Origin of the sequence: Xanthobacter autotrophicus, from assembly GCF_005871085.1 — a bacterium.
Taxonomy (GTDB): domain Bacteria; phylum Pseudomonadota; class Alphaproteobacteria; order Rhizobiales; family Xanthobacteraceae; genus Xanthobacter; species Xanthobacter autotrophicus.
This window is the reverse complement of the sequence record NZ_VAUP01000015.1, coordinates 654,380-680,338: the sequence shown is the minus strand read 5'-3', so window position 1 is coordinate 680,338 and position 25,959 is coordinate 654,380. Positions and strand designations below refer to the sequence as shown.

The following is a 25,959-nucleotide window of genomic DNA, read 5'->3' as shown; positions in this document are numbered from 1 at the left end:
CGCCGGAGCCGCGCGGTGCGCCTTTGGGCAGCGCTGGCGCGAAGCGATCACCAGAGCCGGCTTCCGCGCTGGGACCGGCACCGAAGGATTGTGGCCGGCACATGAGCGGCGTTAACGAGATTCGGTCGAGCTTCATCGACTACTTCGTCAAAGAGGGCCACGAGGCTGTCGCCTCCTCGCCGCTCGTGCCGCAGAACGACCCGACGCTCATGTTCACCAATGCGGGCATGGTGCAGTTCAAGAACGTCTTCACCGGCGTCGAGAAGCGGCCCTATGCCCGCGCGGCGTCGTCGCAGAAGTGTGTGCGCGCCGGCGGCAAGCACAATGATCTCGACAATGTGGGCTACACGGCGCGGCACCACACCTTCTTCGAGATGCTCGGCAATTTCTCGTTCGGCGATTATTTCAAGGACCGGGCCATCGAGCTCGCCTGGAATCTGGTCACCCGCACCTTCGACCTGCCGCGTGACCGCCTCGTAGTCACCGTCTTCAGCGAGGACGACGAGGCCTACGGGCTGTGGAAGAAGATCGCCGGCCTCAGCGACGACAAGATCATCCGCATTCCCACCTCCGACAATTTCTGGTCCATGGGCGACACCGGCCCGTGCGGCCCCTGCTCGGAGATTTTCTTCGACCACGGCCCGCACGTCCCCGGCGGACCGCCCGGCTCGCCGGACCAGGACGGCGATCGCTTCATCGAGATCTGGAATCTCGTCTTCATGCAGTTCGAGCAGTTGCCGGGCGGCGAGCGTCTGGCGCTGCCGCGGCCGTCCATCGACACCGGCATGGGGCTTGAGCGCGTCTCCGCCGTGCTCCAGGGCGTGCACGACAATTACGACACCGACCTCATGCGCGCCCTCATCGCCGAGGTGGCGGAGCTGACCTCGGTGGATCCGGACGGTCCGCAGAAGGCGAGCCATCGCGTCATCGCCGACCATCTGCGCGCCTCGGTCTTCCTCACCGCCGACGGGGTGCTGCCCTCCAACGAGGGGCGCGGCTACGTGCTGCGCCGGATCATGCGCCGCGCCATGCGCCATGCGCAGTTGTTGGGCGCCAAGGATCCGCTGATGCACCGTCTGGTGCCGATCCTGGTCCGGGAGATGGGCCGGGCCTATCCGGAGATCGTGCGGGCGGAAACCCTCGCCGAGGAAACGTTGCTGCTGGAGGAGACGCGCTTCCGCCGCACCCTTGAACGCGGTCTCTCCATCCTTGAGGAAGAGAGCACGGGCCTGACCTCGGGCGGGCAGTTCCCCGGCGAAGTGGCGTTCAAGCTCTACGACACCTTCGGCTTTCCCCTCGACCTGACCCAGGACGCCCTGCGGGCCCGCGGCATCTCGGTGGACATCACGGCCTTCGATGCCGCCATGGCGCGGCAGAAGGCGGAGGCCCGCGCGAGCTGGGCCGGCTCGGGCGAGGCCGCCACCGATACGCTGTGGTTCTCGGTGCGCGACGAGGTGGGGGCCACCGAATTCCTCGGCTACGAGACCGAGAAGGCGGAGGGCGTGGTTGCGGCCCTGGTGCGCGACGGCGCCGTCGTGGACAGCCTTGCCGCCGGCGAGAAGGGCCTCGTCATCCTCAACCAGACGCCGTTCTATGCCGAATCGGGCGGCCAGGTGGGCGATGTCGGACGCCTGAGCGGAGAGGGCGGCGTTGTCGCTCAGGTGGTGGCCACCCAGAAGAAGCTCGGCGACCTGTTCGTCCACGAGGTGAAGGTCGAGACCGGCACCCTGAAGCGCGGCACCGCGCTGGTGCTGGAGGTCGACCATGCCCGCCGGGCCGCCGTGCGCGCCAACCATTCCGCCACTCACCTTTTGCACGAGGCGCTGCGGCGGGTGCTCGGCGATCACGTGGCCCAGAAGGGCTCGCTGGTGGCGCCGGACCGTCTGCGGTTCGACTTCTCCCACCCCAAGCCCCTGAGCGGCACCGAACTCGCCGAGGTGGAGACCATTGCCAACCGCTTCGTGCTGCGCAACGAACCGGTGGAAACCCGCGTCATGGCAGTCGACGACGCCATGACATCGGGTGCGCGGGCGTTGTTCGGCGAGAAGTACGGAGACGAGGTGCGCGTGGTCTCCATGGGCACGGATGACGGCAACGGCGCGCCCTATTCGGTCGAGCTGTGCGGCGGCACCCATGTGAAGCGCACCGGCGACATCGGCCTCATCTCAGTAGTGTCGGAAGGCGCCGTTGCGTCCGGAGTGCGGCGCATCGAGGCGCTGACCGCCGATGCCGCGCGCCGGCACCTCAACGCGGCGTCTGCTGCCCTGGCGGGGACGGCGGCGGTGCTGAAGGCGCCGGTGGCCGAAGTGGAAGCGCGGGTCGCGACCCTGGTGGAGGAGCGCCGCCGGCTCGAGCGTGAACTGGCTGAAGCTCGCAAGAAGCTCGCCATGGGCGGCGGCGGCGGCGAGGCATCGGGCGACGCGGTCCGGACCGTGGGTGACATCAAGCTTTTGGCCCGGCGGGTGGAAGGCATCGAGATCAAGGATCTCAAGGGCCTGGTGGACGAAGGCAAAAAGCAGATCGGGTCCGGCGTGGTGGCCATCGTCGGAGTGACATCCGATGGCAAGGCCGGCATCGTGGTTGGGGTCAGCGCCGATCTCACCGCCCGCTTTGATGCGGTGGCGCTGGTGCGCATCGGCTCGGAGGCGCTCGGTGGAAAGGGCGGCGGCGGCCGTCCCGATATGGCGCAGGCCGGTGGTCCCGACGGCGCCAAGGCGGAAGCAGCCCTCGACGCCATCGCCGCGGCGCTGGCCGGCTGAACCACGGCAGGCGACCGGGTTGATCTGCGCGCCCGGCGCCATATCGATCCGAAGACATCTGCCGTGCGCTTTGGTTCACTGCAGATGCACGTGATTCGACACGGAACTTCGAACTCAAGGCAGAATGCGCGCCGAAGAACGCGTCCACATCGCTCGCGCGCCTTTTGATCTGCGCATGCCTTAGCCTTCGCTCGCCTCCGCGACGCTCGGCGCCGCTGCCGGCGCGGTCGGGCCGAACACGGCCTCGAAGGCTACGCGCAACACCGAATCGACCTCGCCCATGGTCACTGGCAGGCCGAGGTCGGCGAGGCTCGTCACCCCGTGCTCGCGCACGCCACAGGGTACGATACCGCCGAAATGGGACAGGTCCGGCTCCACGTTCAGGGAAATACCGTGGAAGGTCACCCAGCGTCGCACCCGGATTCCAATGGCGGCGACCTTGTCCTCACCTCCGCCGGGCCGCCGCACCCAGACGCCCACCCGGTCCTCCCGCCGTTCGCCGGTCACGTTAAACGCCGTCAGGGTGCCGATGATCCATGCCTCTAGCGCGCTCACATAGCGGCGCACATCCGGCGAACGGCGCTTCAGGTCGAGCATCACATAGGCTACGCGCTGGCCAGGGCCGTGATAGGTGAACTGCCCACCGCGCCCGGTCTCGTAGACGGGAAAGCGCGCGTCCACGAGATCCTCAGGGCGAGCGCTGGTGCCTGCAGTGTAAAGCGGCGGGTGCTCCAGCAGCCACACGCACTCGCGCGCCCTACCTTCGGCGATGGCGGCGACCCGCGCCTCCATGGCGGCCAGGGCGACAGGGTAGGGGATGAGGCCATCGCTGATGGTCCAGTCCACGGGCGGGGCGTCGGCGTCCGTCGGCTGGAACTGGGGTTCGAGGCTGGCGCGGGGCGAGGATGCGATCATGGGGAATGCTTTAATCCATCGCGCCGCGTGGTCCAGCCCCCATGACACGCGGCCGTCGCCTTGCGCGCAGGCGGTGTGGAAACTGCGGAGCGTTCCTGGCGTTGCCGCGCGAGATCGGCTCTTGGTGCCCCGGTCCAATGGGATCTGGCGTACCTACCGGGAAGCGTCATCCACAGGCTGGGGGCGGAACGCGTCGGTGGAGCGGGAGACACTTGTAGCCGCCAATATGATCTGTTAGACGATGGCCCCCGGCTGGGAGCGGTCCACACAGGAACCCCCGGACGGAGCCATCCCTGACTGCGGTCGTGGCGGAATTGGTAGACGCGCTAGCTTGAGGTGCTAGTGGGGAGACCCGTGGAGGTTCGAGTCCTCTCGTCCGCACCAGTGGATTGGTGAGCTTGCCGCGCCCGGCGCGCAAGCCACGAAACAGGCGGCCTCCGGGCCGCCTTTTTCGTCTCAGGCCCCCTGCATCTCACTTCGGCGCTTTCGGCACCACATGCACCACCGTGTAGCCGCGCTCGGCGAGGGCGCGCAGGAAGGCGGGAATCATGGCGGCGGTGTAGGTCTTCGTGTCGTGGAACAGCACGATTCCGCCCCCCGCCGCGTCGAGCCGCTTCAGCACCAGGTCCAGCTCCGCCTCGGGGGTCATCACGTTCCAGTCGCTGGCCCAGAAGTCGGCGCCGAAAACGGCGATGCCTTTGCCGTCCATCCAGGTGAGCTGCTCGGGCGTCGAGGCGAAGCCGGGGAAGCGGAAGAAAGGTACGCGGGGCTCCGGCCCGCTGGCGCCATAGGCGGCCTTCTCGTCGGCGGCGATGCCGCTCTCGATCTCCTTCACCGCTGCCTCGAACGGGATCTTGGCCAGAGTCGCGGCGGGGTGCGTCATGGTGTGGTGGGCGATGGTGTGGCCCTCCGCCAGGGCGCGGCGCACCAGCTCGGGGCGCGCCTTCGCGTTCTCGCCGATGAGGAAGAAGGTGGCGTGGACGCACTCCGCCTTCAGGGCATCAAGGATGGCGGCAGTGGTTTTGGGCCAGGGGCCGTCGTCGAAGGTGAGCACCACCTCCTTCGGGGCCAGCGGCAGGGTGGTGGGAAACGACTTGGTCCCCACCCGCACCCCCCTGGGGTCGAGTTCCAGAACCCGCGCGGTGCCCAGGGCGTCGGCGCGCCCGGGGCAGGGGACGGCGGCCCGCCCGCTCGTGACGTGCAGGGGGAGAAGCAAGCCCAGAAGCACCGCCAGGTGCCGTACGAAGGAGACCATTCCTAAGATACCCCCGCATCCGGCGATTTGTGCCAGATCTTATGAAAAACAATTAATAACAATAAGTTATATGCCATTCCTGAAATGCCAGATGATCATATTCTGCTTTAAGGTGGCAGTTCGGAGAAAGAATGGCAGGCGTTGGCAGCCGTCAGCTCTTTTGTCAGCTTTTTCAAAGAAGTGCAGGCACGGGCTTCACAAATGGCTGGCATGCCTCTAGAGCACATTCCGATCGGTCAACGGTTCTCACGTTTCGCCTCGATGTCCGAGGGAGATTCGGCTTCCGAGCCGGGAACGCTGTGCGATCCTTCCTTGGCCGCGTCCTTGAGGGCATGGCGGGAAGCCTGGCCAAACATCCCCAACACGTGCTCGAGCCCCTGAAGGGAGCGGGCGCCCGACCCCCGCACCGAAGACCGGGAGGACCCCATGCGCGAGGATGCCGACGCGCCTGTCGCTGAAGGTGCGGATGCCGTGCCCGAGGTGCGCGACTCCGACGGCAACCTCGCCCACGGGTTCCGGGAGGCCATCCGCGCGGCGATCGAGGCGCGCGACGTGGACCGGCTGAGGGCGCTCACGGGCGACCTCCACGAAGCCGACATGGGCGATCTCATCGAGGAGCTGGACGGCGACGAGCGCCGCCGGCTCATCGAGATGCTGGGCTCCGCCTTCGACTTCACCGCGCTGACCGAGCTAGACGAGACGGTGCGGGTTGGCATCCTGCGCGGGCTGTCGCCGCTTACCATCGCGCGCGGCATGCGCGATCTGGCATCTGACGATGCCGTCTACATCCTCGAGGATCTCGACGAGGAGGAGATGGCCGCGGTGCTGGAGCACCTGCCGGCACCCGAGCGGGTGGCCCTGCGGCGCTCCCTCGACTATCCCGAGGACAGCGCCGGCCGGCGCATGCAGACCGATTTCATAGCGGTGCCGCCGTTCTGGACGGTCGGTCGCACCATCGACTACATGCGTGAGACGCCGGACCTGCCGGAAACCTTCTACGAGGTGTTCGTGGTGGATCCAGCCTACCGGCTGGTGGGCTCGGTGTCCCTCGACCGGCTGCTGCGCACCCGGCGCACCATGCTGGTAACCCAGGTGAAGACCGAACACTTGAAAGGGGTGAAGGCCACCGACGACCAGGAGGACGTGGCGCGTCTGTTCGAGCGCTACAATCTTGTCTCCGCCCCCGTGGTGGACGATGCCGGCCGGCTCGTGGGCGTCATGACCATCGACGACGTGGTGGACGTGATCCAGGAGGAGGCGGACGAGGACCTGCGCGCCCTCGCCGGCGTGGGCTCGGACGAAGAGCTTTCCGACAGCGTCGCCTACACCGCCAGGAGCCGGCTGCCCTGGCTGGTGGTCAATCTCGGCACCGCGTTCATCTCCGCTTCCATCATCGGCCTGTTCGAGGCCACCATCGAGAAGATGGTGGCGCTGGCGGTGCTGATGCCCATCGTCGCCTCCATGGGGGGCAATGCCGGCACCCAGACCATGACGGTCGCCGTGCGCGCTCTCGCCACCAAGGAATTGTCCAGCCACAACGCCCGCCGCATCGTCTCGCGCGAGGTGCTGGTGGGGCTGTTCAACGGGCTGGCGCTGGCCTGCCTGCTCGGCCTCATCGCCGGTGCGTGGTTCGCCAATGCCCAGCTTGGGGCCGTCATCGCCAGCGCGCTGGTGATGAACATGATGGCGGCGGGCCTGTTCGGCATTCTCATCCCGCTTGCCATCTCTTGGCTGAAGCTCGACCCGGCGGTGGCGTCGGGCGTGTTCGTCACCACGGTGACGGACACGGTAGGGTTCTTCGCCTTCCTCGGCCTCGCCACCTGGTGGTTCGGCGCGTGATCCTTCCAAAGGCTCCATGCCGGATCCGCCGCCAGGCTCAACCTGGGCGGGGCGATATCTGCTTTAAGTTGCATGGCTTTGGCGCTGTGCAGGGCATGGGCCGGCGATGACGTGCCCTTGCGCGACCGGGGAATCTATCGGACAAATCTGCGGTCCGCCGCGCCTCGCGCGGGCGATGTGCCATGGTCCGCGATCCGACTGATCCGCAGCCCATGAAGGAGGCTCGCCATTCCCCGCCGCCAGGGTAGCCCCGGTTATCGTTCGCTCCTCGCGGGACTGGTGGCGCTCGCGCTTCTGGTGGTGGGGCTCGTCACGGTCTTTGTGGTGGCCGGGCTGCGGCAGGACGACAAGGCGCGCACCCGTGAGCGCGCCGCGCTGCTGACCTCCCTGCGCGCCCGTGAAACGGTGATGGAGCAGGCGCTGGTCGCTACCAACGACGAGCGGGAAGCCCTGCGCCAACTGGCGCTTGGGGACATGACCTCCCTGCATCGCCGCTTCGGCGTGAAGCTCAATGACGGCTTCGGCTTCGAGTTCGTCTACATCTCCGATGCCAAGGGCCGCATCATTTATTCCTCCGAGCGGGGCGAGCAGAACCAGCTGCGAGCCTACAGCTGGATCCGCCCCGCCATAGAGCGGGCCCTGGCCGACGGGCAGAAGGCGGCGCTCTCGGGCGTCGTCGCCACCGAGGATGCGGCGGGCCTGATGGTGGCCCGACCGTTCGAGGAGAAGGTCGAGGGGCTCGACGTGGCCCAGCCGCTGGTGGCCATAACCGTGGATGTCATTGACCCCGAATTCCTGAGGATGGTGGGCGCCCCGGCCAGCCTGGAAGAGGTGGAGCTGATCCATCGGCCGCAGCATGGCGGGCGGCATGTGGGCGTCTTCATCCCGAATCTCTACGACGGCTCGGAAGCGGAGCTGGTGTGGCGGGGGGCACATCCCGGCAGCAGAATGCTGTGGGGGCTGATGCCGGCCGCGGTGGTGCTCGCCAGCCTTCTGGCCGTGCTGTTTCTGGTGCTCATGGTCCGGGCGCGGCGCTTGGCCTCCGATCTCGTCGCCAGCGAGGCCAAGGCGCGGGAACTGGCCGCGCGCGACTATCTGACAGGCCTGCTCAACCGCGGCGCTTTCATCGAGGCGCTGGACGCCGCCATTGCCCGGCGCCGCGACGGCGAGACACTGGCTCTGCTGTTCGTCGATCTCGACGACTTCAAGGCGATCAATGACGGCGCCGGCCATGTCGCCGGCGACGACCTGCTGCGGGCTTTCGCACGGCGGACCGAGGAGGCGCTGGGGGAGGGGAGCGTCGTTGCCAGGTTCGGTGGAGACGAGTTCGTGGCCGTGGTCCACTGCCGGGACGAGGGCGACCTCGATCGCACTGTCGAGCGGCTGTTCGCGGCACTCGCGCCGCCTGTCCAGCTGGAGCGGGGTGGTGAATTGAGTCTGAGCGCCTGCGTGGGTGCGGCGCGCCTGCCCCAGGACGCGGCCACCGGCGCGGAACTGATGCGCCTCGCCGATGTCGCCCTCTACCAGGCCAAAGCCGACGGCACCGGCCTCTACCGCCTGTTCGAGCCCGGGTTCGACGCGGCGCGGGTCGAGCGCCGGCGTATCGAGCTGGAACTGGCGGCCGCGCTGGACAAGGGCGAGATCACGCTGGTCTACCAGCCCCAGGTGGATGTGGAGAGTGAGCGCATCGTCGGTTTCGAGGCGCTGGCGCGCTGGGATCATCCCACCCAGGGACGGCTCCTGCCCGGCGCATTCCTGGCAGTGGCCGAGGCCTCCCGCCTCATGGGCCGGTTCGACGCCTATGTGCTGCGCATGGCCCTGCTGGAGGCGCGGGCGCTTCCCGGCGTGACGCTGTCGGTGAACATGTCGGCGCTCAACCTGCGCCAGGGCGCCATCTACAACATGGTGGCCGCCGCCCTTGCCGAAACCGGGTTTGATCCGGCGCTGTTGGAAATCGAAATCACCGAAAGCGCCATCCTCGACGCCCAGAGCGAGGGCCAGGAGGCGCTTCAGAAGCTGCGGGACATGGGGGTGAGGCTGGCCCTAGATGATTTTGGCACTGGCCATGCCTCGCTGGTGCATGTGCGGCGCTTTCCCATCACCAAGATCAAGATCGACAAGTCCTTCATCTTCAATATGGGCGTTGACCGGGATGCCTCGGCCATCGTGGAATATGTGGTCCGGCTCGGCCGCTCCCTCGGCATCACTCTCACCGCCGAGGGGGTGGAGACCCGCGAGCAGTTGCGCTTCCTGAGGGCCTTCGGCGCCCAGCAGGCGCAGGGCTATCTGTTCGCGCCGCCGCTGCCCCTCGTGGCCGCTGTCGCCATGCTGGAGCGGCAGAACGCGGCGGATGCCGGCGCCACCCCGGACGGAGCTAGCGCCTCCAGGTAGCCGGCTGCATCCCTCGGCCGGGGGATGGCCCTGAGGTGGCCGCCTCCCGTGAGGATGATAATTTTCTTTTCAAGAAAATAATTGTCTCTATAAGGGTGATGCTCCGGCTTGGGGTCCCTGCGACATGGCGCGACGGTACCGGCGCTGCGGCGATGAGGCGCCGTTCCGGCCTTGCCTTTTGCGCGACGCGGTGAACACAAGGTCGGTGAACATCAGGCCCACGAGCGCCGCCTTCCCCTTAGCGAGGCGCGTTCTGCCGAAGGGGCCGAGGCTTATGGGGGATGTGGTGATCGAGACCAAGCCCATCGACGGAAAGGCGTTCGCAGCCGGGCTCCGGGCCCGCATTGCCGAGGAGGTGGCCCGCCTCGGCGTGGCCCACGGCTTGAAGCCCGGCCTTGCCGTGGTCCTCGTGGGCGAGGATCCGGCCAGCCAGGTCTATGTGCGCAACAAGGCGGCCCAGACGCTGGAGGCCGGTATGACCTCCTTCGAGCACAAGCTCGCGGTGGACACGCCCGAGGCCGAGCTTTTGGCGCTGATCGCCCGACTCAACGCCGATCCGGCAGTGAACGGCATTCTGGTTCAGCTGCCGCTGCCGGCGCAGATCGATGCCATGAAGGTGCTCTCGACCATCGATCCCGCCAAGGACGTGGACGGTTTCCATGTGGTGAATGCCGGCCGCCTCGCGGTGGGCCTCGACGCGCTGGTGCCGTGCACACCGCTCGGCTGCGTGATGCTGCTGAAGCACCATCTGGGCAACCTGTCGGGGCTCAAGGCCGTGGTGGTGGGGCGCTCTAACATCGTCGGCAAACCGGCGGCGCAGCTGCTGCTGAAAGAAGACTGCACCGTCACCATCGCCCATTCGCGCACCCGCGACTTGCCGGGCGAGTGCCGCACCGCCGACATCCTCGTGGCCGCCGTGGGCCGGCCGGAAATGGTGCGCGGCGACTGGATCAAGCCCGGCGCGACGGTGATCGACGTGGGCATCAACCGCATTCCCAAGCCGGACGGCAAGACGCGGCTCGTGGGCGACGTGGCCTATCAGGAAGCACAGGGCATCGCCGGCCTGATTACCCCGGTTCCGGGCGGGGTCGGCCCCATGACCATCGCCTGCCTGCTCCAGAACACCCTCACCGCGGCCAAGCGGCAGGCCGGTCTGGAATAGCCGCCTGGTCGCCGCGGAAGGGGGATCTGAAACAACCAAGGGCTGGTGGGCATGGCCCACCAGCCCTTGGTTCAGACGGAACAGCCTGAAAAGGCATAGCCTGGACGACTGCTGCCTCAGAGGACCACCAGCGCGCCCACCACCAGGGCCAGCGGCGGTAGCCAGACCATGGCCAAGGCGAGGTCGCGCCGACCGCGGCGCCACATGATTAGGCCGAGAGCGGGCGCCAGTATGCTGATCGCGAGAGTGGAGCCCCAGCCGGCCACGGCCGATGCTTCGCCGTTGGCGCCTTCCGGGCCGCCGAAGACGAACCCGGAAATGGCGATGAGCAGAATCGCGAGGCCGGCATTCGCCAGCAGCCCCAAGCCAATCGCAAGCTTGAGGGCGAGCGGCGCGGCGGGAGCCGGTTGAGGCGTCGTCACGCCGCTCGAAGACTCAGCCAATGGCGCGATCGCGGATCGCGACGCCCTTTTCCTCAAGGAAGGGGACCAGCTCGCCGGCCTGGAACATCTCGCGCACGATGTCGCAGCCGCCCACGAACTCGCCCTTGATGTAGAGCTGCGGGATGGTCGGCCAGCTGGCGTAATCCTTGATGCCCTGCCGGACGGCGTCGTTTTCGAGCACGTTCACGCCCTTGAAGGGGACGCCGACGTGATCGAGGATCTGCACCACCTGCCCGGAAAAGCCGCACTGCGGAAACTGGGGCGTGCCCTTCATGAACAGGACCACGTCACCAGACTTCACGATGGCGTCGATGTCTTCACGAATACCCATGGTCTCAAATCCATTCTGATCGGCCGAATGAGGGCCAGTAAACTTAAAGATCGGCCCTTGCCGGGCAAAGCGCAAGAGGGGCTCGGCTATGGGTACGACGGGCGTTGGTCGCGGCTATCGTGCACTGCCCGCGTGAGCACAGAGGCCGGCTCGGTCGCCGGCTCTAGTCCGGGGCGGCGGTCTGGAGGGCGAGGGCGTGGAGCACGCCCCCCATGTTCCCCTTCAGCGCGGCATAGACCATCTGGTGCTGCTGCACTCGGCTCTTGCCGCGGAATGCCGCCGATACGATGCGGGCGGCATAGTGGTCGCCGTCTCCGGCCAGATCCTCGATTACCACCGTCGCGTCGGGCAGCGCATCCTTGATGAGCTGCTCGATCTCGCGGGCATTCATGGGCATGGTCGCATGGTCCTCAAAACGGCGGACAGGTTCAGGACGAGGCGCCCATATAGATGGGTAGCCACGTCTCGTGCCGGTCGCGCAGCGATTCCACGACTATCGAGCGGTCGTCGGGCAGGATCAAGCGGTCGCCGCCGGTCTTGCCGATCTTGACCATGGGCACGCCGGCCATTTCCGCCTTGTGGATCACCTCGGCCCCCTGGCCGGCAGGCACAGTCACCACGTAGCGGGCCTGGTCCTCGCCGAACCACCAGGCGTAAGGGTCCATGCCGGCCGGCGGGGCTTCCAGCGAGGCACCCACCCGCCCGGCCATGGCCATCTCGGCGATGGCGATGAGCAGGCCGCCGTCGGAGATATCATGCACGGCGGTGGCGAGGCCGTCGCGGATCAGGCCGCGCACGAAGTCGCCATTGCGCTTCTCGGCGATGAGGTCCACCGGGGGCGGTGCCCCATCCTCGCGCTCGCAGACGGTCGCGAGGAAGGCCGAAGCACCAAGCCAGCCCTGGGTCTTGCCCACCAGCAGCACCGGCTCGCCGGCGGCCTTGAAGGCGAGGGTCATGGACTTGTGCAGGTCCTCGATCAGGCCGACGCCGCCGATGGCGGGGGTGGGCAGGATGCCCTTGCCGTTGGTCTCGTTGTAGAGGCTGACGTTGCCGGACACGACCGGGAAGTCGAGCGCCTCGCAGGCGGCCCCGATGCCTTTCACGCAGGCCACGAACTGGCCCATGATCTCCGGCTTCTCGGGATTGCCGAAATTGAGATTGTCGGTGACGGCGATGGGGGTCGCCCCCACGGCGGTCAGGTTGCGCCAGGCTTCTGCTACCGCCTGCTTGCCGCCCTCGAACGGATCGGCCTCGCAATAGCGCGGCGTCACGTCGGTGGTCAGGGCCAGAGCCTTGGGGCCGTCCTCGATGCGCACCACGGCGGCATCGCCGCCGGGCCGCTGCACGGTATTGCCGCCGATGAGGTGGTCGTACTGCTCCCACACCCAGCGCTTGGAGCACAGGTCCGGCGAGGCGATGAGCCGCTCCAGAGCATCAGCCACCGAGGCATTGGTGCGCACGTCCTCCGGGGCCACCACCGGACGCGGCAGCGGCTCCTCATAGGGGCGCCGGTATTCAGGGGCCTGGTCGCCCAGTTCCTTGATGGGCAGGTCGGCTTCCACCACGCCGTTGTGCTTCACCACGAAGCGCAGGGTATCGGTGGTGCGACCGACGATGGCGAAGTCCAGCCCCCACTTGCGGAAAATGGCCTCGGCCACTTCTTCCTTGCCGTCGGCGATGACCATGAGCATGCGCTCCTGGCTCTCGGACAGCATCATCTCGTAGGCGGTCATGCCGGTTTCGCGGCAGGGCACGGCGTCGAGGTTCAGTTCCACGCCGAGGCCGCCCTTGGCGCCCATCTCCACCGCCGAGCTGGTGAGGCCGGCGGCGCCCATGTCCTGGATCGCCACCACGCAGCCCGCCTTCATGATTTCCAGGCAGGCTTCCAGCAGCAGCTTCTCGGCGAAGGGGTCGCCCACCTGCACGGTGGGGCGCTTTTCCTCGGCGTCGGCGCCGAACTCGGCCGAGGCCATGGTGGCGCCGTGGATGCCGTCGCGCCCGGTCTTGGAGCCGAGATAGACGATGGCGCGGCCCACCCCGGTGGCGGCCGCGTAGAAGATCTCGTCCGCCCGGGCGAGGCCCACCGCCATGGCGTTGACCAGGATGTTGCCGTTGTAGCGCTTGTGGAAGCCCACCGAGCCGCCCACCGTGGGCACGCCGAAGGAATTGCCATAGCCGCCGATGCCGGCCACCACGCCCGCCAGCAGCCGGCGGGTCTTCACATTGTGGCAGTCGCCGAAGCGCAGGAAGTTGAGCGCCGCGATGGGCCGCGCGCCCATGGTGAACACGTCGCGCAGGATGCCGCCCACGCCCGTTCCCGCGCCCTGGTAGGGCTCGATGAAGGAGGGGTGGTTGTGGCTTTCCATCTTGAAGACGACCGCGAGGCCGTTGCCGATGTCGACCACGCCTGCATTCTCGCCCGGCCCCTGGATCACGCGCTTGCCCTTGGTGGGCAGGGTGCGTAGCCAGACCTTGGACGACTTGTAGGAGCAGTGCTCGTTCCACATGGCCGAGACGATGCCAAGCTCCGTGATCGATGGCTCGCGGCCGATCAGCTTCACGAAGTGCTCGTACTCCTCGGGCTTCAGGCCGTGCTCGGCCACCAGCTCCGGGGTGATGCGGGACGTGTTGGGAATGGAATTCACAGCGGTTCGATCCGAATTGAGGGGCGCTGTCACGCCGCCTTCAGGGCTCCGGCGAGGCTTTCGAACAGGCCGCGGCCGTCGGTGGGGCCGATTTCCGGCTCGATGTAGTTTTCGGGATGCGGCATCATGCCGAGTACGTTGAACTTCTCGGAATAGATGCCGGCGATACCGTTGATGGCACCGTTGGGGCCGTCGGTCTCGTCGATCTGGCCATCGCGGCGGGCGTAGCGGAAGGCGATGCGCCCGTCATGCTCCAGCCGGGCGATGGTGCTCTCGTCCGCCGTGTAATTGCCCTCGCCATGGGCGACGGGAATGCGGATGAGGTCGCTCTTGCGATAGGCCTTGGTGAAGGCGGTGTCGGCCCGCTCCACCCGCAGCAGAACCTCGCGGCAGACGAAGCGCAGGCGGGCGTTGCGGACCAGCACGCCGGGCAGCAAGCCAGCCTCGCACAGGATCTGGAAGCCGTTGCAGATGCCGAGCACCAAGCCACCCTTGGCCGCATGGGCGCGCACGGCATCCATGATGTTGGCCCGGGCGGCGATGGCGCCGCACCTCAGATAATCGCCGTAGGAGAACCCGCCGGGCAGCACGACGAGGTCGGTGCCGGGGGGCAGCTCATGCTCGGCGTGCCAGACCACCTGCGGCTTCGCGCCCGCGACGAGGCGCAGCGCGCGCACGGCGTCCTGCTCACGGTTGGAGCCGGGGAAGAGGATGACGGCTGGTTTCATGATCTCTCAATGGGCGCGGGCCAGTGGCACGGGCCAATGGCAGGCAAGGTCGAGCCGGCGTTCGATAGGGCGATGCGGCATTACAAATGCTAGCACATCGCCCATGGCGCATCACTCCGCGAACTCGACCTTGTAGGTCTCGATCACGGTATTGGCGAGGAGCTTGTCGCAGGCATCCTTCAGGGCGCCCTCGGCGGAGGCCCGGTCGTTGCCGGCCAACTCCACGTCGAAGACCTTGCCCTGCCGCACGCTCTGCACGCCAGCGACGCCGAGCGAGCGCAGCGCGCCTTCGATGGCCTTGCCCTGCGGGTCCAGCACCGCCGACTTCAGGGTGACAATGACACGTGCCTTCATGACACCTTCTGCTCTTTTGGTCCGCCCCGGGTGAGCGGTGCGGCATGCTGCAACGCAAACGGGGGCCGTTGCGGCCCCCGCCTAGCATTTTTTGGCGACAAGGCTCAACGCCTCACTTCACCAGGCTCACTTGACCAGCACCGGGCCTTTGCCCTGGGTGGGGTCGTTCTCCATGAGGATTCCGAGCCGGCGCGCCACTTCGCTGTAGGCCTCCACGAGGCCGCCCATGTCGCGGCGGAAGCGGTCCTTATCCATCTTGTCGTTGGACTTCATGTCCCACAGGCGGCACGAATCGGGGCTGATCTCGTCGGCGACGACGATCCGCATCATATCGTTTTCCCACAGGCGGCCACATTCCATCTTGAAGTCCACAAGACGGATGCCAGCGCCGAGGAAAAGGCCGGACAGGAAGTCGTTGACGCGGATCGCAAGCGCGATGATATCGTCGATTTCCTGGGTCGTGGCCCAGCCGAAGGCTGTGATGTGCTCTTCCGACACCATCGGGTCGTTGAGCGCGTCGTTCTTGTAATAGAACTCGATGATGGAGCGCGGCAGCGGCGTGCCTTCCTCGATCCCGAGACGGGTCGAGATGGAGCCGGCGGCGACGTTGCGCACCACGATCTCGAGCGGAATGATCTCCACTTCGCGGATGAGCTGCTCGCGCATGTTCAGCCGGCGGATGAAGTGAGTCGGCACGCCGATGTCGTTCAGCCGCGAGAAGATGTACTCGGAGATCCGGTTGTTCAGCACACCTTTGCCGTCGATGACATCGTGCTTCTTCGCATTGAAGGCGGTGGCATCGTCTTTGAAGTGCTGGATGAGTGTGCCGGGCTCGGGTCCTTCATAGAGGACTTTCGCCTTGCCTTCGTAGATTCGGCGGCGGCGGCTCATGGGAATATACCGCTGATTGAGGAAATCCATGGGTTTGCCAAGGCTCCGTTCTGGTGACGCTCCTCGGCGGGACCGGGGGTGAATGTTGCCAGTTCACACCAAGCCCGTTCGGACACTAGCCGATCAGGCGCCGCGACACAACGCGCGTCCACGTTCACCTGTGCATGCCTGCTCTCTGATTCCTGCGCGCCGCCCGTGTTTCCGACAGCCTGAGTGCTGCCGGCAGGAGCCGTTTTTTGCCGCCTGCGGCGGGACGCGGCATGGCGGAGCGCTTCACTGCCGTTGATCTGGGGTGACGTGAGAGATATTCAAGGCGCGCGTGCGGTCGTGGGACCGCCAATCCGATCCAGGCCGGCCGTCGGTCGCCCAAGCGTCAGGAAGAGGGATGCCATGACCACGTTCGACAAGCGCGAAGAGGGATTCGAGAAGCGCTTCGCCCTCGACGAGGAAGCCCGCTTCAAGGCGGTCGCCCGCCGCAACAAGAAGCTCGGCCTGTGGGCCGCCCAGATCCTCGGCCTTAGCGGCGAGGCTGCTGAAGCCTATGCCAAGGAAGTCGTGGTCGCCGACCTCCAGGAGGCTGGTGACGAAGATGTGTTCCGCAAGCTGCGCGGTGATTTCGACGCCAAGGGCGTGGAGGTTTCCGACCACCAGATTCGCCGCAACATGGACGAGTTCCTCGCCCTGGCCGCGGCGGAGGTGAAGGCGGGCTGAAATCCCGCTCCCGGCATGGGGCCGTCCGCATCGCGGCCGACTCCGGTGCCTTGATTTGCGAAAACGATCCCGAAAGCAAAAAGGCCGCCCGAGAGGGCGGCCTTTCGTTTGGCGGGGCGCCGATCAGATCAGCGCGAATAGAACTCGACCACGAGGTTCGGTTCCATCTGAACCGGGTAGGGCACCTCGTTCAGCTCCGGAATGCGGGCGAAACGGGCGGCCAGCTTGTTGGTGTCGAGCTCGATGTAATCGGGCACGTCACGCTCGCCGAGCTGCTGGGCTTCCAGCACCAGGGTCATCTGGCGGGAGGCTTCCTTCACCTCAACCACGTCGCCGACCTTCACCAGGTAGGACGGGATGTTCACGCGCTGGCCGTTCACCTTCACGTGACCGTGGGAGACGAACTGGCGGGCGGCGAAGATGGTCGGCACGAACTTGGCGCGGTACACCACCGCGTCGAGCCGGCGCTCCAGCAGGCCGATCAGGTTGGCACCGGTGTCGCCCTTGAGGCGCGAGGCCTCGACATACACCTTGTGGAACTGCTTCTCGCCGATCGAGCCGTAATAGCCCTTCAGCTTCTGCTTGGCGCGCAGCTGCACGCCGAAGTCGGACAGCTTGCCCTTGCGGCGCTGACCGTGCTGGCCGGGACCGTACTCACGACGATTCACCGGGCTCTTGGAGCGGCCCCAGATGTTCTCGCCCATACGGCGATCGATCTTGTGCTTGGCCGCAATGCGCTTGCTCATGTAACGCGGATCCTTGATGGTCTTGGTTGAATTGGGATCGCGCCCCTCCTCTGCGGACCGGATCCAGGCGCAGTGCCGGAACCCCTTCCACCGACAGGCTCATCCAGCGCGCTGCCGAACGATGCCACGGGTGCGTGAAACGCCGAACGGGCCGCTGACGGCCCGAAAGGTGGCGGGTTCTTAATCGCGAACCGTGTCGGAGTCAATGTTTGCCGGCACGAGGTGGCCTTGAGACCCCTCACGCGCTCAGGTGCTCGATGAGGATGGCGAGGCCCAGGCCGCACAGGGCCACGCCCGCTGCTACCTCGGCGACGCGGCCGAAGCTCTGGCCCACCATGCGCCCCACCAGCATGCCGCCGGACGACATGAGGAAGGTCATGGCGCCGATGGCCAGCGCCACCACCACGATATTGACGTTCAGGAAGGCGAGCGACACCCCCACCGCCATGGCGTCGATGCTGGTGCCCAGCGCGGTGGCGAGAAGCACCCAGATGGAGCGCCCGCGCGGCGTGTCGTCTGCCTCTTCATCCCGCCGGGAGAAGGCGGCAATCAGCATGTGCAGCCCGACGCCCGCGAGCAGGCAGAAGGCGATCCAGTGGTCGATGGCCTCCATATAGCTGCTGGCGGCCATGCCGGCGGCCCAGCCGATGAGCGGAGTGGTGGTTTCCACCGCGCCGAAGACGGCGCCGGTGCGCAGGGCCTCGGAGAGGCGGGGACGGCCCATGGCAGCGCCGCGGCCGACGCTCACGGCAAAGGCATCGACGGACATGCTCATGGCGAGCACGAGAATCGTGGCAGGGGACATCTGATGTTCCGGGCGGACACAGGGAGACCGGCTTCACCCGTCCGTCCGCGCGGGACGGGTGGCGCACGGTCTCGCCGGGCCGATGATTCGGCTGGCCGTGCCATGCGCGCCTTGCGCAAGCCTGTTGGCACGGCCCCGCCCGCAGGCGGTGGCTACTCCCCGATGGGAAGGGGAGTAGCGGGCCGGGGTGGGCGGGTCAAACCCTGCATCACACTTTATAATGATACCGGTTCGCGGCAGCCGCGTCCCGGTGACGCCCTTGCCGCGCTGGCGGACGGTGCGCCAGTATGGCCGGCGCCCGCTCCGCCCGCTCCGGGAGAATCCCTTGAAAGTCCTCGTTTTCCAGCACGTGGCCGCCGAGCACCCCGGCAGCTTCCGCGACTTCATGCGTGCCGAAGGCGTGATCTGGGACGCCGTGGAACTGGACGAGGGCGAGGCCATTCCCGCCCTTGAGGGCTATGACGCCCTCATGGTGTTCGGCGGCCCCATGGATGTGTGGCAGGAGGAGGAGCACCCCTGGCTTGTGGCCGAGAAGGCCGCGATCCGGGCGTGGGTGGCCACCGGCAAGCCCTATCTCGGTGTCTGCCTCGGCCACCAGCTGCTGGCCGACGCGCTGGGCGGCAAGGTGGGCCTCATGCCGCGCCCCGAGGCGGGGGTGACCGATGTGTCGCTGACGCAGGCGGGGCAGGACTCCGTGTTCTTCACCGGCCTGCCGCCCACCTTCCCGACCCTGCAGTGGCACGGCGCCGCCGTGCTGAAGCAGCCGGAAGGAGCGAAGGTGCTGGCCCACAACGACCATTGCGCCATCCAGGCGCTGCAGGTGGGGGAGCGGGCCTTCGGCATCCAGTATCATGTGGAGCTGACCGACGACACGGTGCCCGAATGGGGCGAGATCACCGAATATCGGTGCGCGCTGGAGGCCATCACCGGCCCCGGCGGCGGCGCCCTGCTGGTGAAGGCGGTGGAAGAGAAGATGCCGGTGTTCCGTAAGGCGGCGGAGCAGCTCTATCGGAACTTCCGGGCGACGTGGTGAAGCCTTTGGCTGCGGGCAACGCTTAAGCTGCCACCCGTCCCTTTAGTTCCTCCCGCACCCGCGCGAGCCGCGCCGGATCAAGGGCGCTGGTGCGCCCGGTGGCGCACAGGGCGCCGCGGAAGCCGAGATAGTGGGGCTTGAGCGCTGCCAAAGGCGCGATGTCCTGAAGCTTCAGGGAGCCCGCAAGGCCGGTGAGCAGGCCCGCCGCCCTGGCCTCTGCAACGAAGCCGGCGAGGCGCTCCACCCCCAGATGGGCGAGGAGGCCGCCGGCCGCCTTGTCCGCCGTATCCAGCATCACCCCATGGAAGCCGGCTTCGGCGAATTGGGCGATGGTGGAGAGGTCCGGGTCCTGGTCGGCGAACAGCACGGCGATGAGCCGGGTCTCCCGCGCCAGCGACCGGAGGGCATCGAGGACCGGGGCCAGCGCCGCCCCGGCGCCTGGCAAAGGGAGGGGAAAGCCGATCTTCACCAGCGGCATGCCGGTTGCGGCGGTGCGCCGGGCAGCGGCAAGGATGGTCGCGGCGTCCAGGGGCTGGTCCCCCACGGTGGCGCTGAGGCCGGTGACGCAGCCGGCCGCGCGCCAGCGGGCGACGGCGGCCTTGAGCGGCGCCTCCGCCCAGGCGCCCAGCGCCCCCTCGGCGGGGTTCTTCAGATCCACGATGTCGGCGCCGGCGCTGAGCGCCACCTCCATCTCGGCGAGCGTGGCCACGGAGGCGAGCAGGCCCGGGCGCGCCGTAGGGGAAAGGGTCACATGCAAGGTCATGATGCCGCCCGCGCCCGGTGGTCGGCGATGGTCTCGCACAGCCAGTCCCACGCCTCGCGCTCGGCGGGGCCGGCGGTCTTCTCGATGGCGATGGAGAGATAGTTCATCTCCCGGTCCACCCGCTCGGGGTCCATCATGTGCAGGCGCGACACCAGCACGGCGCCTTCCAGCACCGCCGCCACCGCCCGGTTGAGGCCGAGGAAGGGCGCATGTTGCTCGCGATGGACGATGCGGCAGAAGAAGCGCGGGCGGGTGGGATCATCCTCCATCCGTGTCACTTCCACCTCGTCATGGGCAAGGCACAGGTCGAGCCGCACCGCGCCGTCGAGCCGTGTGGCGGGCACGGTGGGCCAGGAGCGGTGGCGGCCGGTGATGCAGCCGGCGAACACGCGGGCATCGTCGGTGAAATTCACCACCGCCACCCCGTGGGCCGCCATGTTGTCCAGCGTCCGCGACGGCCGGAACGGCTGGAGCAGATAGCCGCCCTCCACGAGGGTCGCGCCCATGGGCGCCACATGGGGCTCTCCCGCGGCCGATTGGGTGCTGACGATGGTCTCCCGGATCACGTGGCGTCGCCTTTCTTCTTTGCGGAAAGGGTTGAGCCCGCTTCCTTGAAAGTCAACCGGTGGGCGTCTTCGGCGCTGCTTCCGGTCTCGCCTGCCACGCCCCATTTCAGGGGCTCGTCCTGGGCGTAGCGCTTGCCGAGCTTCAGGGCGATCTCCGCCCGCGCCGTCTCCACGCCGAGATAGAAGGCGTGGGCGCCGTCGTCCTCCACCTTGAGGTGGGGGAAAAGGTCGAACGGGTCGCGCGCCACATGGTGGCCGTCGCGGTTGTAGGCGTGGATGCCCTTTTCCGTCACCTCGATGCGGAAGTTGCGGTCGGCCACCGTGCCGGCGAGGCGGTCCACCTCCTCGGGCGTGGTGGTGAAGGGCCGCCGGTCGCGCAGGGCCATCAGGCCGCCGCCGAAGCCCTGGGGCAGGGCGCCCGCCTCCCGCGCGGCGAAGAATTCCCGGCGCGCCCGGTCGAACTCGCGGATGGCGGTGCGGCAATGGGGGCTCACCTGCACCGCCAGCACGGCATTGAGCTTCAATTCGGAGATGATGCCCATGAGCAGGGCGTTCATGCCGGTGGTGTCTGCGTCGGTCAGCTCGGTGACATTGCCGATGCCCATGAGGATGGGAATGTCCGGCTTCAGCCGCCGCAGCTCGGCGTAGCGCACCAGCGAGGCGGTGAAGCCCAGGTGGATGGGATCGAGGATGGGATCGGCGAGGAACGGCCGGCCTTTGGCCTCGCACATCTCGATCGCCCGGACGAGGGATGAAAGGTCGCCCGCCTGCGCCGGCACGAGCACCGGAATGGCGGGGCCTTCCTCGGCGATGGTGAGGGTGTGCTCGTTGAGGCTGAGGAGATAATCGGCCCCGGCGCGGGTGCCGCGCGCCAGTTCCTGTGGGTCGAAGCTGTCCACGCTCACCCTGAAGCCGTCCGCCTTCAGCGCGGCGATGGCCTCTTCCAGGTGGGGGAAGGGATTGTCGGGCAGGGCGCCGAGGTCGATCACGTCCGCCCCCTCGCCCTTGAGGTAACGGGCGCGGGTGAGAAGCTCGTCGATGGAGAGGCGGGTGGCGTCCACGATCTCGGCGAATAGCAGCACGTCCTGCCGGTCGAGGTTCACGGCGCGGCCCCTGCCCTTGCCGAAATAGGCAGGAATGTCCGCCGCCTCCTCCGGCCCGCGCGCGAACGGCAGGCCGAAGCGAGCGGCGAGGCGGTCGAGGTCGCCACGGAAGCGGCCGGGCATGAGCACGCGGTCGATGCGTTCCGGCAGCTTCAGGCGCCGCTCCACGATATCCGCCGTCATCAGGGCGGCGACCTTCACGCCCACATTGACCACCACCGGGTCCAGCGCCTCGTCCGCGATCTCCTCCGCGATGCGGCGGATGCGCGGCTCGGCTAGCGACCCGGTGACGAGGGCGACGCGCTCGGCCATCTCAGGCGGCCGGTGGGGAGAAGAGTGCTGCAAGCTCCGCCCGGCGGCGGGCGATGGCGTCGCGCAGCTCGTCCAGCGTCTCGGCCACCACGGTGGCGTCGAATTCCTTGAGCAGGCGCGTGTTCTCCAGGTCGATGCGGCGCGGATAGACCGGCACCGGACCCTCGGGGGCCATGGTGATCATCTCCGGCTGGCTGTCGCAGGCGAACACGATGGCCGGCACCCGGCACTTTCCGGCCTGGGCGAAGCAATTGGTGACGAGGGTGTCGGAGATGCCGTGCACCGCTTTCGCCACCGTGTTGGACGAGGCGGGCGACACCACGAGGGTGTGGTACTCGCCGTGATAGAAGCGGCCGATGGAGGCGGACGAGGCGCTGTTGTCGCGGAACACCTGGGTCTGTTCCGGTAGAGGCTCCTTGTCCTGCTTGTACATGCGCAGCACTTCCTCGGCCGCGTCCGAGATGAACAGGTCCACGTCCTGAAGCGCGCGGATGATCTCGATGCTCTCCGTGAAATAGTGCCCGGAGCCGGTGAGGGCCCAGGCCCAACGGGGCGTTTTCGCGCGGGGCGCTTTGGCGGTCATGACGGACGCGAACCTTCCTTGGCTTCCTCGTTCCACTCGGTCGCGCGCGCCCTGGTGCGCAGGGCGGCATCGAGCCGGTCCCCATCGTCGGCGGGGACGGCGAGAATATCGCCTGTAAACCGGACCGCCATGGTCGCAAAGGCCGCATCCACCACTCCCGTGGCGGACCAGGCCGCCATGTCGGCGGCGCGGTCGCCGGAGGCGGGGAGGAGGGGGGCGCCCGGCGCCTTCACCAGCACCAGCCGGTCCGCCCCAAGCTCGGCCGCGAGCCACAGGGCGAGGCTGTCCGAGGTCACGTCCCAGCTTTCGGCTATGGCGGCATGGCCCAGCGTCATGGTCGCCGGGAACCACAAGGCGGCGCCCTTGGCCGCGGCTGCCGTCAGCTCAGTCGGAGTGCGGGCGGGCTTGAGGCGGGGTTCGAGATCCAGCATGGCATGGGCCATCTGTTCCATGGCAAGGAGCGCCATGCGGTGGGCGGCGGCATCGGAAAGGCCCCACTGCGGCTGAACGGCGCGGACCTGATCGGCCAGCGCCCCGCCGCCGGGCACCACCATCAGGCCCGGTTCTGCGGCGAGGCGCGCCAGGAGGCGGCGCGGCGCGGCGCCCCGTGTCAGGCTGCCGCCGATCTTCACGATGATGGTCACAACGTCTCCCGCTCGGTCTCAAGGTCGCATCGGTGGGTTTACTGGAGTCATGCTAAGGAGACGCGGCGCTGCCTCCAATGGAGGATTTTTGTGCGCTGCAGCAAGGGTTTGGGCGGCACGGGTGTTTTTCATATATTCGAATGTATGAATAGCGTTTCCGGCCGCGACTGTTTGAGAGAGGAAAGCTTCATGCGTCTCATTCTGGCTTCGGTTCTCATGCTCGCCGCCACCGGCTCGGCCCTTGCGGATCCCGATGTGGCAAAGGGCGAGACCGCCTTTAAGAAGTGCATGGCGTGCCACGCCATCGGCCCCGACGCCAAGGTGAAGGTCGGCCCGCCGCTCAACGGCATCGTCGGTGCCAAGTGGGCGCACTTCGAGGGCTATGCCTATTCGGCCGACATCAAGGACGGCGCCGCCGCCGGCAAGGTGTGGGACGAGGCCACCCTCGACAATTATCTCACCAACCCCAAGGTGCTCGCCCCCAAGGGCAAAATGGCCTTCGCCGGCATCAAGAACGAGGACGAGCGCAAGGACCTCATCGCCTTCCTCGCCCAGTTCAACGCCGACGGCAGCAAGAAATAGGACCGCTGACGCGGCCCCTTATCGCACGTGCAATGATACCTCATCCCGCATTTAGGGGATGAAGACCGGCCCCGCTTCAGCCATCAAAGGTTGTGCCGGTCAGGGCAAGCTACCTCGTCTTTCAGGCTGGGGGCGGCAGGCGGTGGTCCTATGGACCCCGCCTGTTCCCGGCGCCCCCTCGCGCCGTGAGCGCACAGGACATCACCTGTCCATGGCTTGCCGTCGAGCTTGCCAAATGCCGGCCTGTCGTGGTGTCCCTCCCGCACCGGAGGAGGACCCGCATGCCCGATCACGATTTTCGCGCCCAGCGCCTTTATGTGGATGCCGCGCTCGGGCCGGACGCGTCCGTCCTGCTCGCGCCCGAACAGGCCCATTACGTCGCCAACGTGATCCGGCTGGCCGTGGGCCAGGATTTGCTGCTGTTCAACGGCCGCGACGGTGAATGGCGCGCCACCCGAGTCGCCGGCGGCAAGCGCGACGTGCGCCTGGAGGTGAGTATTCAGGTGCGCGCCCAGCCGGAGGCGCCGACACTGGAATATGCCTTCGCGCCGCTTAAGCACGCCCGCCTCGACTATATGGTACAGAAGGCGGTGGAGATGGGCGCCGGCGTGCTCTCCCCCGTCATCACCCGCTACACCCAGGTGTCTCGCGTCAATTCCGACCGCATGGCAGCCAATGCCGTGGAGGCGGCGGAGCAATGCGGCCTCCTCAGCCTGCCGCGCGTCGCCGAGCCGCGCCCGCTCGCCCAATGGCTCGACGCGCTTCCCGCAGAACGGGTGCTCGTCTTCTGCGACGAGGCGGCGGCCGACCATGATCCCATCCACGCCCTGCGCACTGCCCCGGACGGGCCGGTGAGCGTGCTGATCGGCCCCGAAGGCGGCTTCAGCCCGGACGAACGCGCCCTCATCGCCCCGCGCGCGGTCACTTTGTCGCTTGGCCCGCGCATCCTGCGGGCGGATACGGCGGCGGTGGCCGCCCTTGCCCTCGTGGGCGCGGCGCGGGGCGGCTGAGCGGCGAAAACGCCCCAGCCGCCGTTTTGTTCCCATCTTTCTATCAAGAATTTCCAACGAATCCCGACACATTTAAATACAAATGATTCGCAATATGCTGCGTTGCGCTAAGATGTTGAAAGAGTAGGGTCGACGAAGTTCGCCATGCGTTGCCGCATTTTCGTCGAATTCGGCGTCAGTCTGTCCGGAACTTAGCCGTTGGATGGGCGTTACTGGCTCGCCTTTTTGGCATTTTCTGCGGGAGGCCTGCGTGTCGCACGATTACAGCTTCGGCATCGAAGAGGAATTCTTCGTCGTGGATGCGGAGACGAATGCCGTCCAAAGGCGCATGCCGTCAGGCTTTTTCGACGAGCTGAAGGAGATTCTGGGCGATAGCGTCTCGGTGGAGATGCTGCAATCACAGCTGGAGCTGGCGACCCGCCCTTCCACTGGCGCGGGTAGCGCCCTCGACCAGTTGAAGGGCCTCCGGCGCACCGTGGCGGACGTGGCGGCGGAGCACGGGCTGGGGCTCATCGCCGCCGGCACCCATCCCACCGCCACCTGGGACGGGGTGCGCGCCACCAAGGCCAACCGCTACGACGGCGTCATGAACGACTTGAGGATGCTGGGCGAGCGCAACATGGTGTGCGGCCTCCACGTGCATGTGGAGCTACCCGATCCCGACGAGCGGGTGGACGTGATGCGCCGCATGGTGCCCTACATTCCCCATTTCATCGCTTTGTCCACCTCCTCCCCGTTCTGGGGGGCGAAGCAGACCGGGCTCATGGGCTATCGGCTGGCCGCCTATGACGAGCTGCCACGCACCGGCCTGCCCGAGATGTTCGAGAACTCCGCCGCCTACGAGCGCTACATCGACGCCATGGTGGAGGCGCGGGCGATCACCGATTCGAGCTATGTGTGGTGGGCGATTCGCCCCTCCCGCCAACTGCCGACGCTGGAACTGCGCGCGCCCGACAGTTGCACCCGCATCGAGGACACGGTGGCGATCGCGGCGCTCTATCGCGCTTTGGTGCGTTTCCTGGTGCGCAACCGCCACCACAACAAGGACGTGGGCACGGTGGACCGCGCCATCGCCGACGAGAACAAGTGGCGCGCCCAGCGCTACGGCATCCACGGCTCGTTCGTGGATCTGGTCCAGCGCCGCGCGGTGTCGGTGCGCGATGCGGTGGACGGCCTCGTCCATCTGGTGGGGGAGGATGCGGAGGCGCTGGGCTGCCTCGACGCCCTCCTGCACGTGCGCACCATCGCCGAGGCGGGCACCAGCGCCGACGTGCAATTGGCCGTTTTCCAGGAAGCCCAGCACCGCACCGGCAAGCGCAACGAGGCCCTTGACGCCGTGAAGACCTGGCTGGCCCACGCCACGCTTCAGTGACGGGAGGGCCGGGAAC

The 25,959-nt window shown here is 67.4% G+C and carries 25 protein-coding genes and 1 tRNA gene; 10 read left to right on the top strand and 16 right to left on the bottom strand.

Features of this window, described 5'->3' with window-relative positions; genetic code table 11:
- Nucleotides 1–101 precede the first annotated feature (101 nt).
- Nucleotides 102–2,759 (top strand): alanine--tRNA ligase, encoded by a 2,658-nt coding sequence (alaS, locus tag FBQ73_RS07930; protein WP_138398911.1) that lies wholly within the window; start codon nucleotides 102–104, stop codon nucleotides 2,757–2,759.
- A gap of 180 nt (nucleotides 2,760–2,939) precedes the next feature.
- Here alaS and lipB read toward each other — a convergent pair whose 3' ends face one another.
- Nucleotides 2,940–3,674, bottom strand: coding sequence for a lipoyl(octanoyl) transferase LipB (lipB, locus tag FBQ73_RS07925; protein ID WP_138398910.1), 735 nt, complete (start codon nucleotides 3,672–3,674; stop codon nucleotides 2,940–2,942).
- 299 nt (nucleotides 3,675–3,973) lie between these two features.
- Between lipB and FBQ73_RS07920 the strand changes: the two genes are divergently transcribed.
- Nucleotides 3,974–4,058 (top strand) — tRNA-Leu (locus FBQ73_RS07920).
- A gap of 88 nt (nucleotides 4,059–4,146) precedes the next feature.
- On the opposite strand, the gene FBQ73_RS07915 is transcribed toward FBQ73_RS07920, so the two are convergent.
- Entirely contained in the window at nucleotides 4,147–4,929 is a 783-nt protein-coding gene (locus FBQ73_RS07915; RefSeq protein WP_210236698.1) for a polysaccharide deacetylase family protein, read from the bottom strand.
- Nucleotides 4,930–5,355: 426 nt separating this feature from the next.
- Here FBQ73_RS07915 and mgtE point away from each other — a divergent pair, with 426 nt between their 5' ends.
- The 3 genes from mgtE (at nucleotide 5,356) to folD (ending at nucleotide 10,321) form a co-directional block, all read left to right on the top strand.
- Entirely contained in the window at nucleotides 5,356–6,768 is a 1,413-nt protein-coding gene (mgtE, locus tag FBQ73_RS07910; protein WP_138398909.1) for a magnesium transporter, read from the top strand.
- A 279-nt stretch (nucleotides 6,769–7,047) separates the two neighbouring features.
- A complete protein-coding gene (locus tag FBQ73_RS07905; RefSeq protein WP_138398908.1) occupies nucleotides 7,048–9,159 on the top strand; it encodes a putative bifunctional diguanylate cyclase/phosphodiesterase in 2,112 nt (703 codons plus the stop codon).
- 274 nt (nucleotides 9,160–9,433) lie between these two features.
- Entirely contained in the window at nucleotides 9,434–10,321 is an 888-nt protein-coding gene (folD, locus tag FBQ73_RS07900; protein WP_210236697.1) for a bifunctional methylenetetrahydrofolate dehydrogenase/methenyltetrahydrofolate cyclohydrolase FolD, read from the top strand.
- A 116-nt stretch (nucleotides 10,322–10,437) separates the two neighbouring features.
- Here folD and FBQ73_RS07895 read toward each other — a convergent pair whose 3' ends face one another.
- The 7 genes from FBQ73_RS07895 to purC form a co-directional block, all read right to left on the bottom strand.
- A complete protein-coding gene (locus FBQ73_RS07895) occupies nucleotides 10,438–10,764 on the bottom strand; it encodes a hypothetical protein (protein ID WP_170218784.1) in 327 nt (108 codons plus the stop codon).
- Complete coding sequence (grxD, locus tag FBQ73_RS07890) at nucleotides 10,757–11,095, bottom strand: Grx4 family monothiol glutaredoxin (protein WP_138398906.1); 339 nt, start codon at nucleotides 11,093–11,095, stop codon at nucleotides 10,757–10,759. The genes FBQ73_RS07895 and grxD overlap by 8 nt, the downstream gene beginning before the upstream one ends.
- Before the next feature lie 163 nt (nucleotides 11,096–11,258).
- Complete coding sequence (locus FBQ73_RS07885) at nucleotides 11,259–11,492, bottom strand: BolA family protein (RefSeq protein WP_012116057.1); 234 nt, start codon at nucleotides 11,490–11,492, stop codon at nucleotides 11,259–11,261.
- A 31-nt stretch (nucleotides 11,493–11,523) separates the two neighbouring features.
- A complete protein-coding gene (purL, locus tag FBQ73_RS07880; RefSeq protein ID WP_210236696.1) occupies nucleotides 11,524–13,773 on the bottom strand; it encodes a phosphoribosylformylglycinamidine synthase subunit PurL in 2,250 nt (749 codons plus the stop codon).
- The gene (purQ, locus tag FBQ73_RS07875; protein WP_138398905.1) at nucleotides 13,770–14,468 is read right to left on the bottom strand and encodes a phosphoribosylformylglycinamidine synthase subunit PurQ; all 699 of its coding nucleotides are present in this window, start codon (nucleotides 14,466–14,468) and stop codon (nucleotides 13,770–13,772) included. The genes purL and purQ overlap by 4 nt, the downstream gene beginning before the upstream one ends.
- 111 nt (nucleotides 14,469–14,579) lie before the next feature.
- Nucleotides 14,580–14,822 (bottom strand): phosphoribosylformylglycinamidine synthase subunit PurS, encoded by a 243-nt coding sequence (gene purS, locus FBQ73_RS07870; RefSeq protein WP_012116060.1) that lies wholly within the window; start codon nucleotides 14,820–14,822, stop codon nucleotides 14,580–14,582.
- Between the two features lie 126 nt (nucleotides 14,823–14,948).
- Nucleotides 14,949–15,743 (bottom strand): phosphoribosylaminoimidazolesuccinocarboxamide synthase, encoded by a 795-nt coding sequence (gene purC, locus FBQ73_RS07865; protein ID WP_138398904.1) that lies wholly within the window; start codon nucleotides 15,741–15,743, stop codon nucleotides 14,949–14,951.
- 360 nt (nucleotides 15,744–16,103) lie between these two features.
- Here purC and FBQ73_RS07860 point away from each other — a divergent pair, with 360 nt between their 5' ends.
- Nucleotides 16,104–16,424, top strand: coding sequence for a DUF1476 domain-containing protein (locus tag FBQ73_RS07860; RefSeq protein ID WP_138398903.1), 321 nt, complete (start codon nucleotides 16,104–16,106; stop codon nucleotides 16,422–16,424).
- A gap of 128 nt (nucleotides 16,425–16,552) precedes the next feature.
- Here FBQ73_RS07860 and rpsD read toward each other — a convergent pair whose 3' ends face one another.
- Nucleotides 16,553–17,170 carry a 30S ribosomal protein S4 gene (gene rpsD / locus FBQ73_RS07855; protein WP_138398902.1) on the bottom strand — a complete coding sequence of 206 codons (618 nt, stop codon included), beginning with the start codon at nucleotides 17,168–17,170 and terminating at the stop codon, nucleotides 16,553–16,555.
- 238 nt (nucleotides 17,171–17,408) lie between these two features.
- A complete protein-coding gene (locus FBQ73_RS07850; protein WP_138398901.1) occupies nucleotides 17,409–17,975 on the bottom strand; it encodes a manganese efflux pump MntP in 567 nt (188 codons plus the stop codon).
- Between the two features lie 325 nt (nucleotides 17,976–18,300).
- Between FBQ73_RS07850 and FBQ73_RS07845 the strand changes: the two genes are divergently transcribed.
- Complete coding sequence (locus FBQ73_RS07845; RefSeq protein WP_170218783.1) at nucleotides 18,301–19,008, top strand: type 1 glutamine amidotransferase; 708 nt, start codon at nucleotides 18,301–18,303, stop codon at nucleotides 19,006–19,008.
- Between the two features lie 22 nt (nucleotides 19,009–19,030).
- Here the strand turns inward: FBQ73_RS07845 and FBQ73_RS07840 are convergent, their stop codons facing one another.
- Genes FBQ73_RS07840 through FBQ73_RS07820 form a run of 5 tightly spaced genes read right to left on the bottom strand, consistent with a single transcriptional unit; the run spans nucleotide 19,031 to nucleotide 22,979 of the window.
- Entirely contained in the window at nucleotides 19,031–19,771 is a 741-nt protein-coding gene (locus tag FBQ73_RS07840) for a (5-formylfuran-3-yl)methyl phosphate synthase (protein WP_138398899.1), read from the bottom strand.
- The gene (locus FBQ73_RS07835; protein WP_138398898.1) at nucleotides 19,768–20,337 is read right to left on the bottom strand and encodes a DUF447 domain-containing protein; all 570 of its coding nucleotides are present in this window, start codon (nucleotides 20,335–20,337) and stop codon (nucleotides 19,768–19,770) included. The genes FBQ73_RS07840 and FBQ73_RS07835 overlap by 4 nt, the downstream gene beginning before the upstream one ends.
- Nucleotides 20,334–21,752, bottom strand: coding sequence for a DUF6513 domain-containing protein (locus FBQ73_RS07830; RefSeq protein ID WP_138398897.1), 1,419 nt, complete (start codon nucleotides 21,750–21,752; stop codon nucleotides 20,334–20,336). Before FBQ73_RS07830 ends, FBQ73_RS07835 begins: the two co-directional genes overlap by 4 nt.
- A gap of 1 nt (nucleotide 21,753) precedes the next feature.
- Nucleotides 21,754–22,335, bottom strand: a complete 582-nt coding sequence (locus tag FBQ73_RS07825; RefSeq protein WP_138398896.1) for a flavoprotein — start codon at nucleotides 22,333–22,335, stop codon at nucleotides 21,754–21,756.
- Nucleotides 22,332–22,979, bottom strand: coding sequence for an amino acid kinase family protein (locus tag FBQ73_RS07820; protein ID WP_210236695.1), 648 nt, complete (start codon nucleotides 22,977–22,979; stop codon nucleotides 22,332–22,334). The genes FBQ73_RS07825 and FBQ73_RS07820 overlap by 4 nt, the downstream gene beginning before the upstream one ends.
- 189 nt (nucleotides 22,980–23,168) lie before the next feature.
- On the opposite strand from FBQ73_RS07820, the gene FBQ73_RS07815 reads away from it, so the two are divergent.
- From FBQ73_RS07815 to FBQ73_RS07805, 3 genes are all read left to right on the top strand, one after another.
- Nucleotides 23,169–23,561 (top strand): c-type cytochrome, encoded by a 393-nt coding sequence (locus FBQ73_RS07815; RefSeq protein ID WP_138398895.1) that lies wholly within the window; start codon nucleotides 23,169–23,171, stop codon nucleotides 23,559–23,561.
- A 281-nt stretch (nucleotides 23,562–23,842) separates the two neighbouring features.
- Nucleotides 23,843–24,571 carry a 16S rRNA (uracil(1498)-N(3))-methyltransferase gene (locus tag FBQ73_RS07810; RefSeq protein ID WP_138398894.1) on the top strand — a complete coding sequence of 243 codons (729 nt, stop codon included), beginning with the start codon at nucleotides 23,843–23,845 and terminating at the stop codon, nucleotides 24,569–24,571.
- A gap of 250 nt (nucleotides 24,572–24,821) precedes the next feature.
- Nucleotides 24,822–25,943, top strand: a complete 1,122-nt coding sequence (locus FBQ73_RS07805) for a carboxylate-amine ligase (RefSeq protein WP_342780530.1) — start codon at nucleotides 24,822–24,824, stop codon at nucleotides 25,941–25,943.
- Nucleotides 25,944–25,959: the final 16 nt, after the last annotated feature.

Excerpts from the sequence above, each read along its gene's own strand:
- FBQ73_RS07860 (WP_138398903.1), top strand. The coding sequence starts at position 16,104 with ATGACCACGTTCGACAAGCGCGAAGAGGGATTCGAGAAGCGCTTCGCC.
- folD (WP_210236697.1), top strand. The coding sequence starts at position 9,434 with ATGGGGGATGTGGTGATCGAGACCAAGCCCATCGACGGAAAGGCGTTC.
- FBQ73_RS07915 (WP_210236698.1), bottom strand. The coding sequence starts at position 4,929 with ATGGTCTCCTTCGTACGGCACCTGGCGGTGCTTCTGGGCTTGCTTCTC.
- purQ (WP_138398905.1), bottom strand. The coding sequence starts at position 14,468 with ATGAAACCAGCCGTCATCCTCTTCCCCGGCTCCAACCGTGAGCAGGAC.
- FBQ73_RS07840 (WP_138398899.1), bottom strand. The coding sequence starts at position 19,771 with ATGACCTTGCATGTGACCCTTTCCCCTACGGCGCGCCCGGGCCTGCTC.
- rpsD (WP_138398902.1), bottom strand. The coding sequence starts at position 17,170 with ATGAGCAAGCGCATTGCGGCCAAGCACAAGATCGATCGCCGTATGGGC.
- purS (WP_012116060.1), bottom strand. The coding sequence starts at position 14,822 with ATGAAGGCACGTGTCATTGTCACCCTGAAGTCGGCGGTGCTGGACCCG.
- lipB (WP_138398910.1), bottom strand. The coding sequence starts at position 3,674 with ATGATCGCATCCTCGCCCCGCGCCAGCCTCGAACCCCAGTTCCAGCCG.
- mgtE (WP_138398909.1), top strand. The coding sequence starts at position 5,356 with ATGCGCGAGGATGCCGACGCGCCTGTCGCTGAAGGTGCGGATGCCGTG.
- FBQ73_RS07815 (WP_138398895.1), top strand. The coding sequence starts at position 23,169 with ATGCGTCTCATTCTGGCTTCGGTTCTCATGCTCGCCGCCACCGGCTCG.
- grxD (WP_138398906.1), bottom strand. The coding sequence starts at position 11,095 with ATGGGTATTCGTGAAGACATCGACGCCATCGTGAAGTCTGGTGACGTG.
- alaS (WP_138398911.1), top strand. The coding sequence starts at position 102 with ATGAGCGGCGTTAACGAGATTCGGTCGAGCTTCATCGACTACTTCGTC.
- FBQ73_RS07850 (WP_138398901.1), bottom strand. The coding sequence starts at position 17,975 with ATGTCCCCTGCCACGATTCTCGTGCTCGCCATGAGCATGTCCGTCGAT.
- FBQ73_RS07830 (WP_138398897.1), bottom strand. The coding sequence starts at position 21,752 with ATGGCCGAGCGCGTCGCCCTCGTCACCGGGTCGCTAGCCGAGCCGCGC.
- purC (WP_138398904.1), bottom strand. The coding sequence starts at position 15,743 with ATGGATTTCCTCAATCAGCGGTATATTCCCATGAGCCGCCGCCGCCGA.
- FBQ73_RS07825 (WP_138398896.1), bottom strand. The coding sequence starts at position 22,335 with ATGACCGCCAAAGCGCCCCGCGCGAAAACGCCCCGTTGGGCCTGGGCC.
- FBQ73_RS07810 (WP_138398894.1), top strand. The coding sequence starts at position 23,843 with ATGCCCGATCACGATTTTCGCGCCCAGCGCCTTTATGTGGATGCCGCG.
- FBQ73_RS07885 (WP_012116057.1), bottom strand. The coding sequence starts at position 11,492 with ATGCCCATGAATGCCCGCGAGATCGAGCAGCTCATCAAGGATGCGCTG.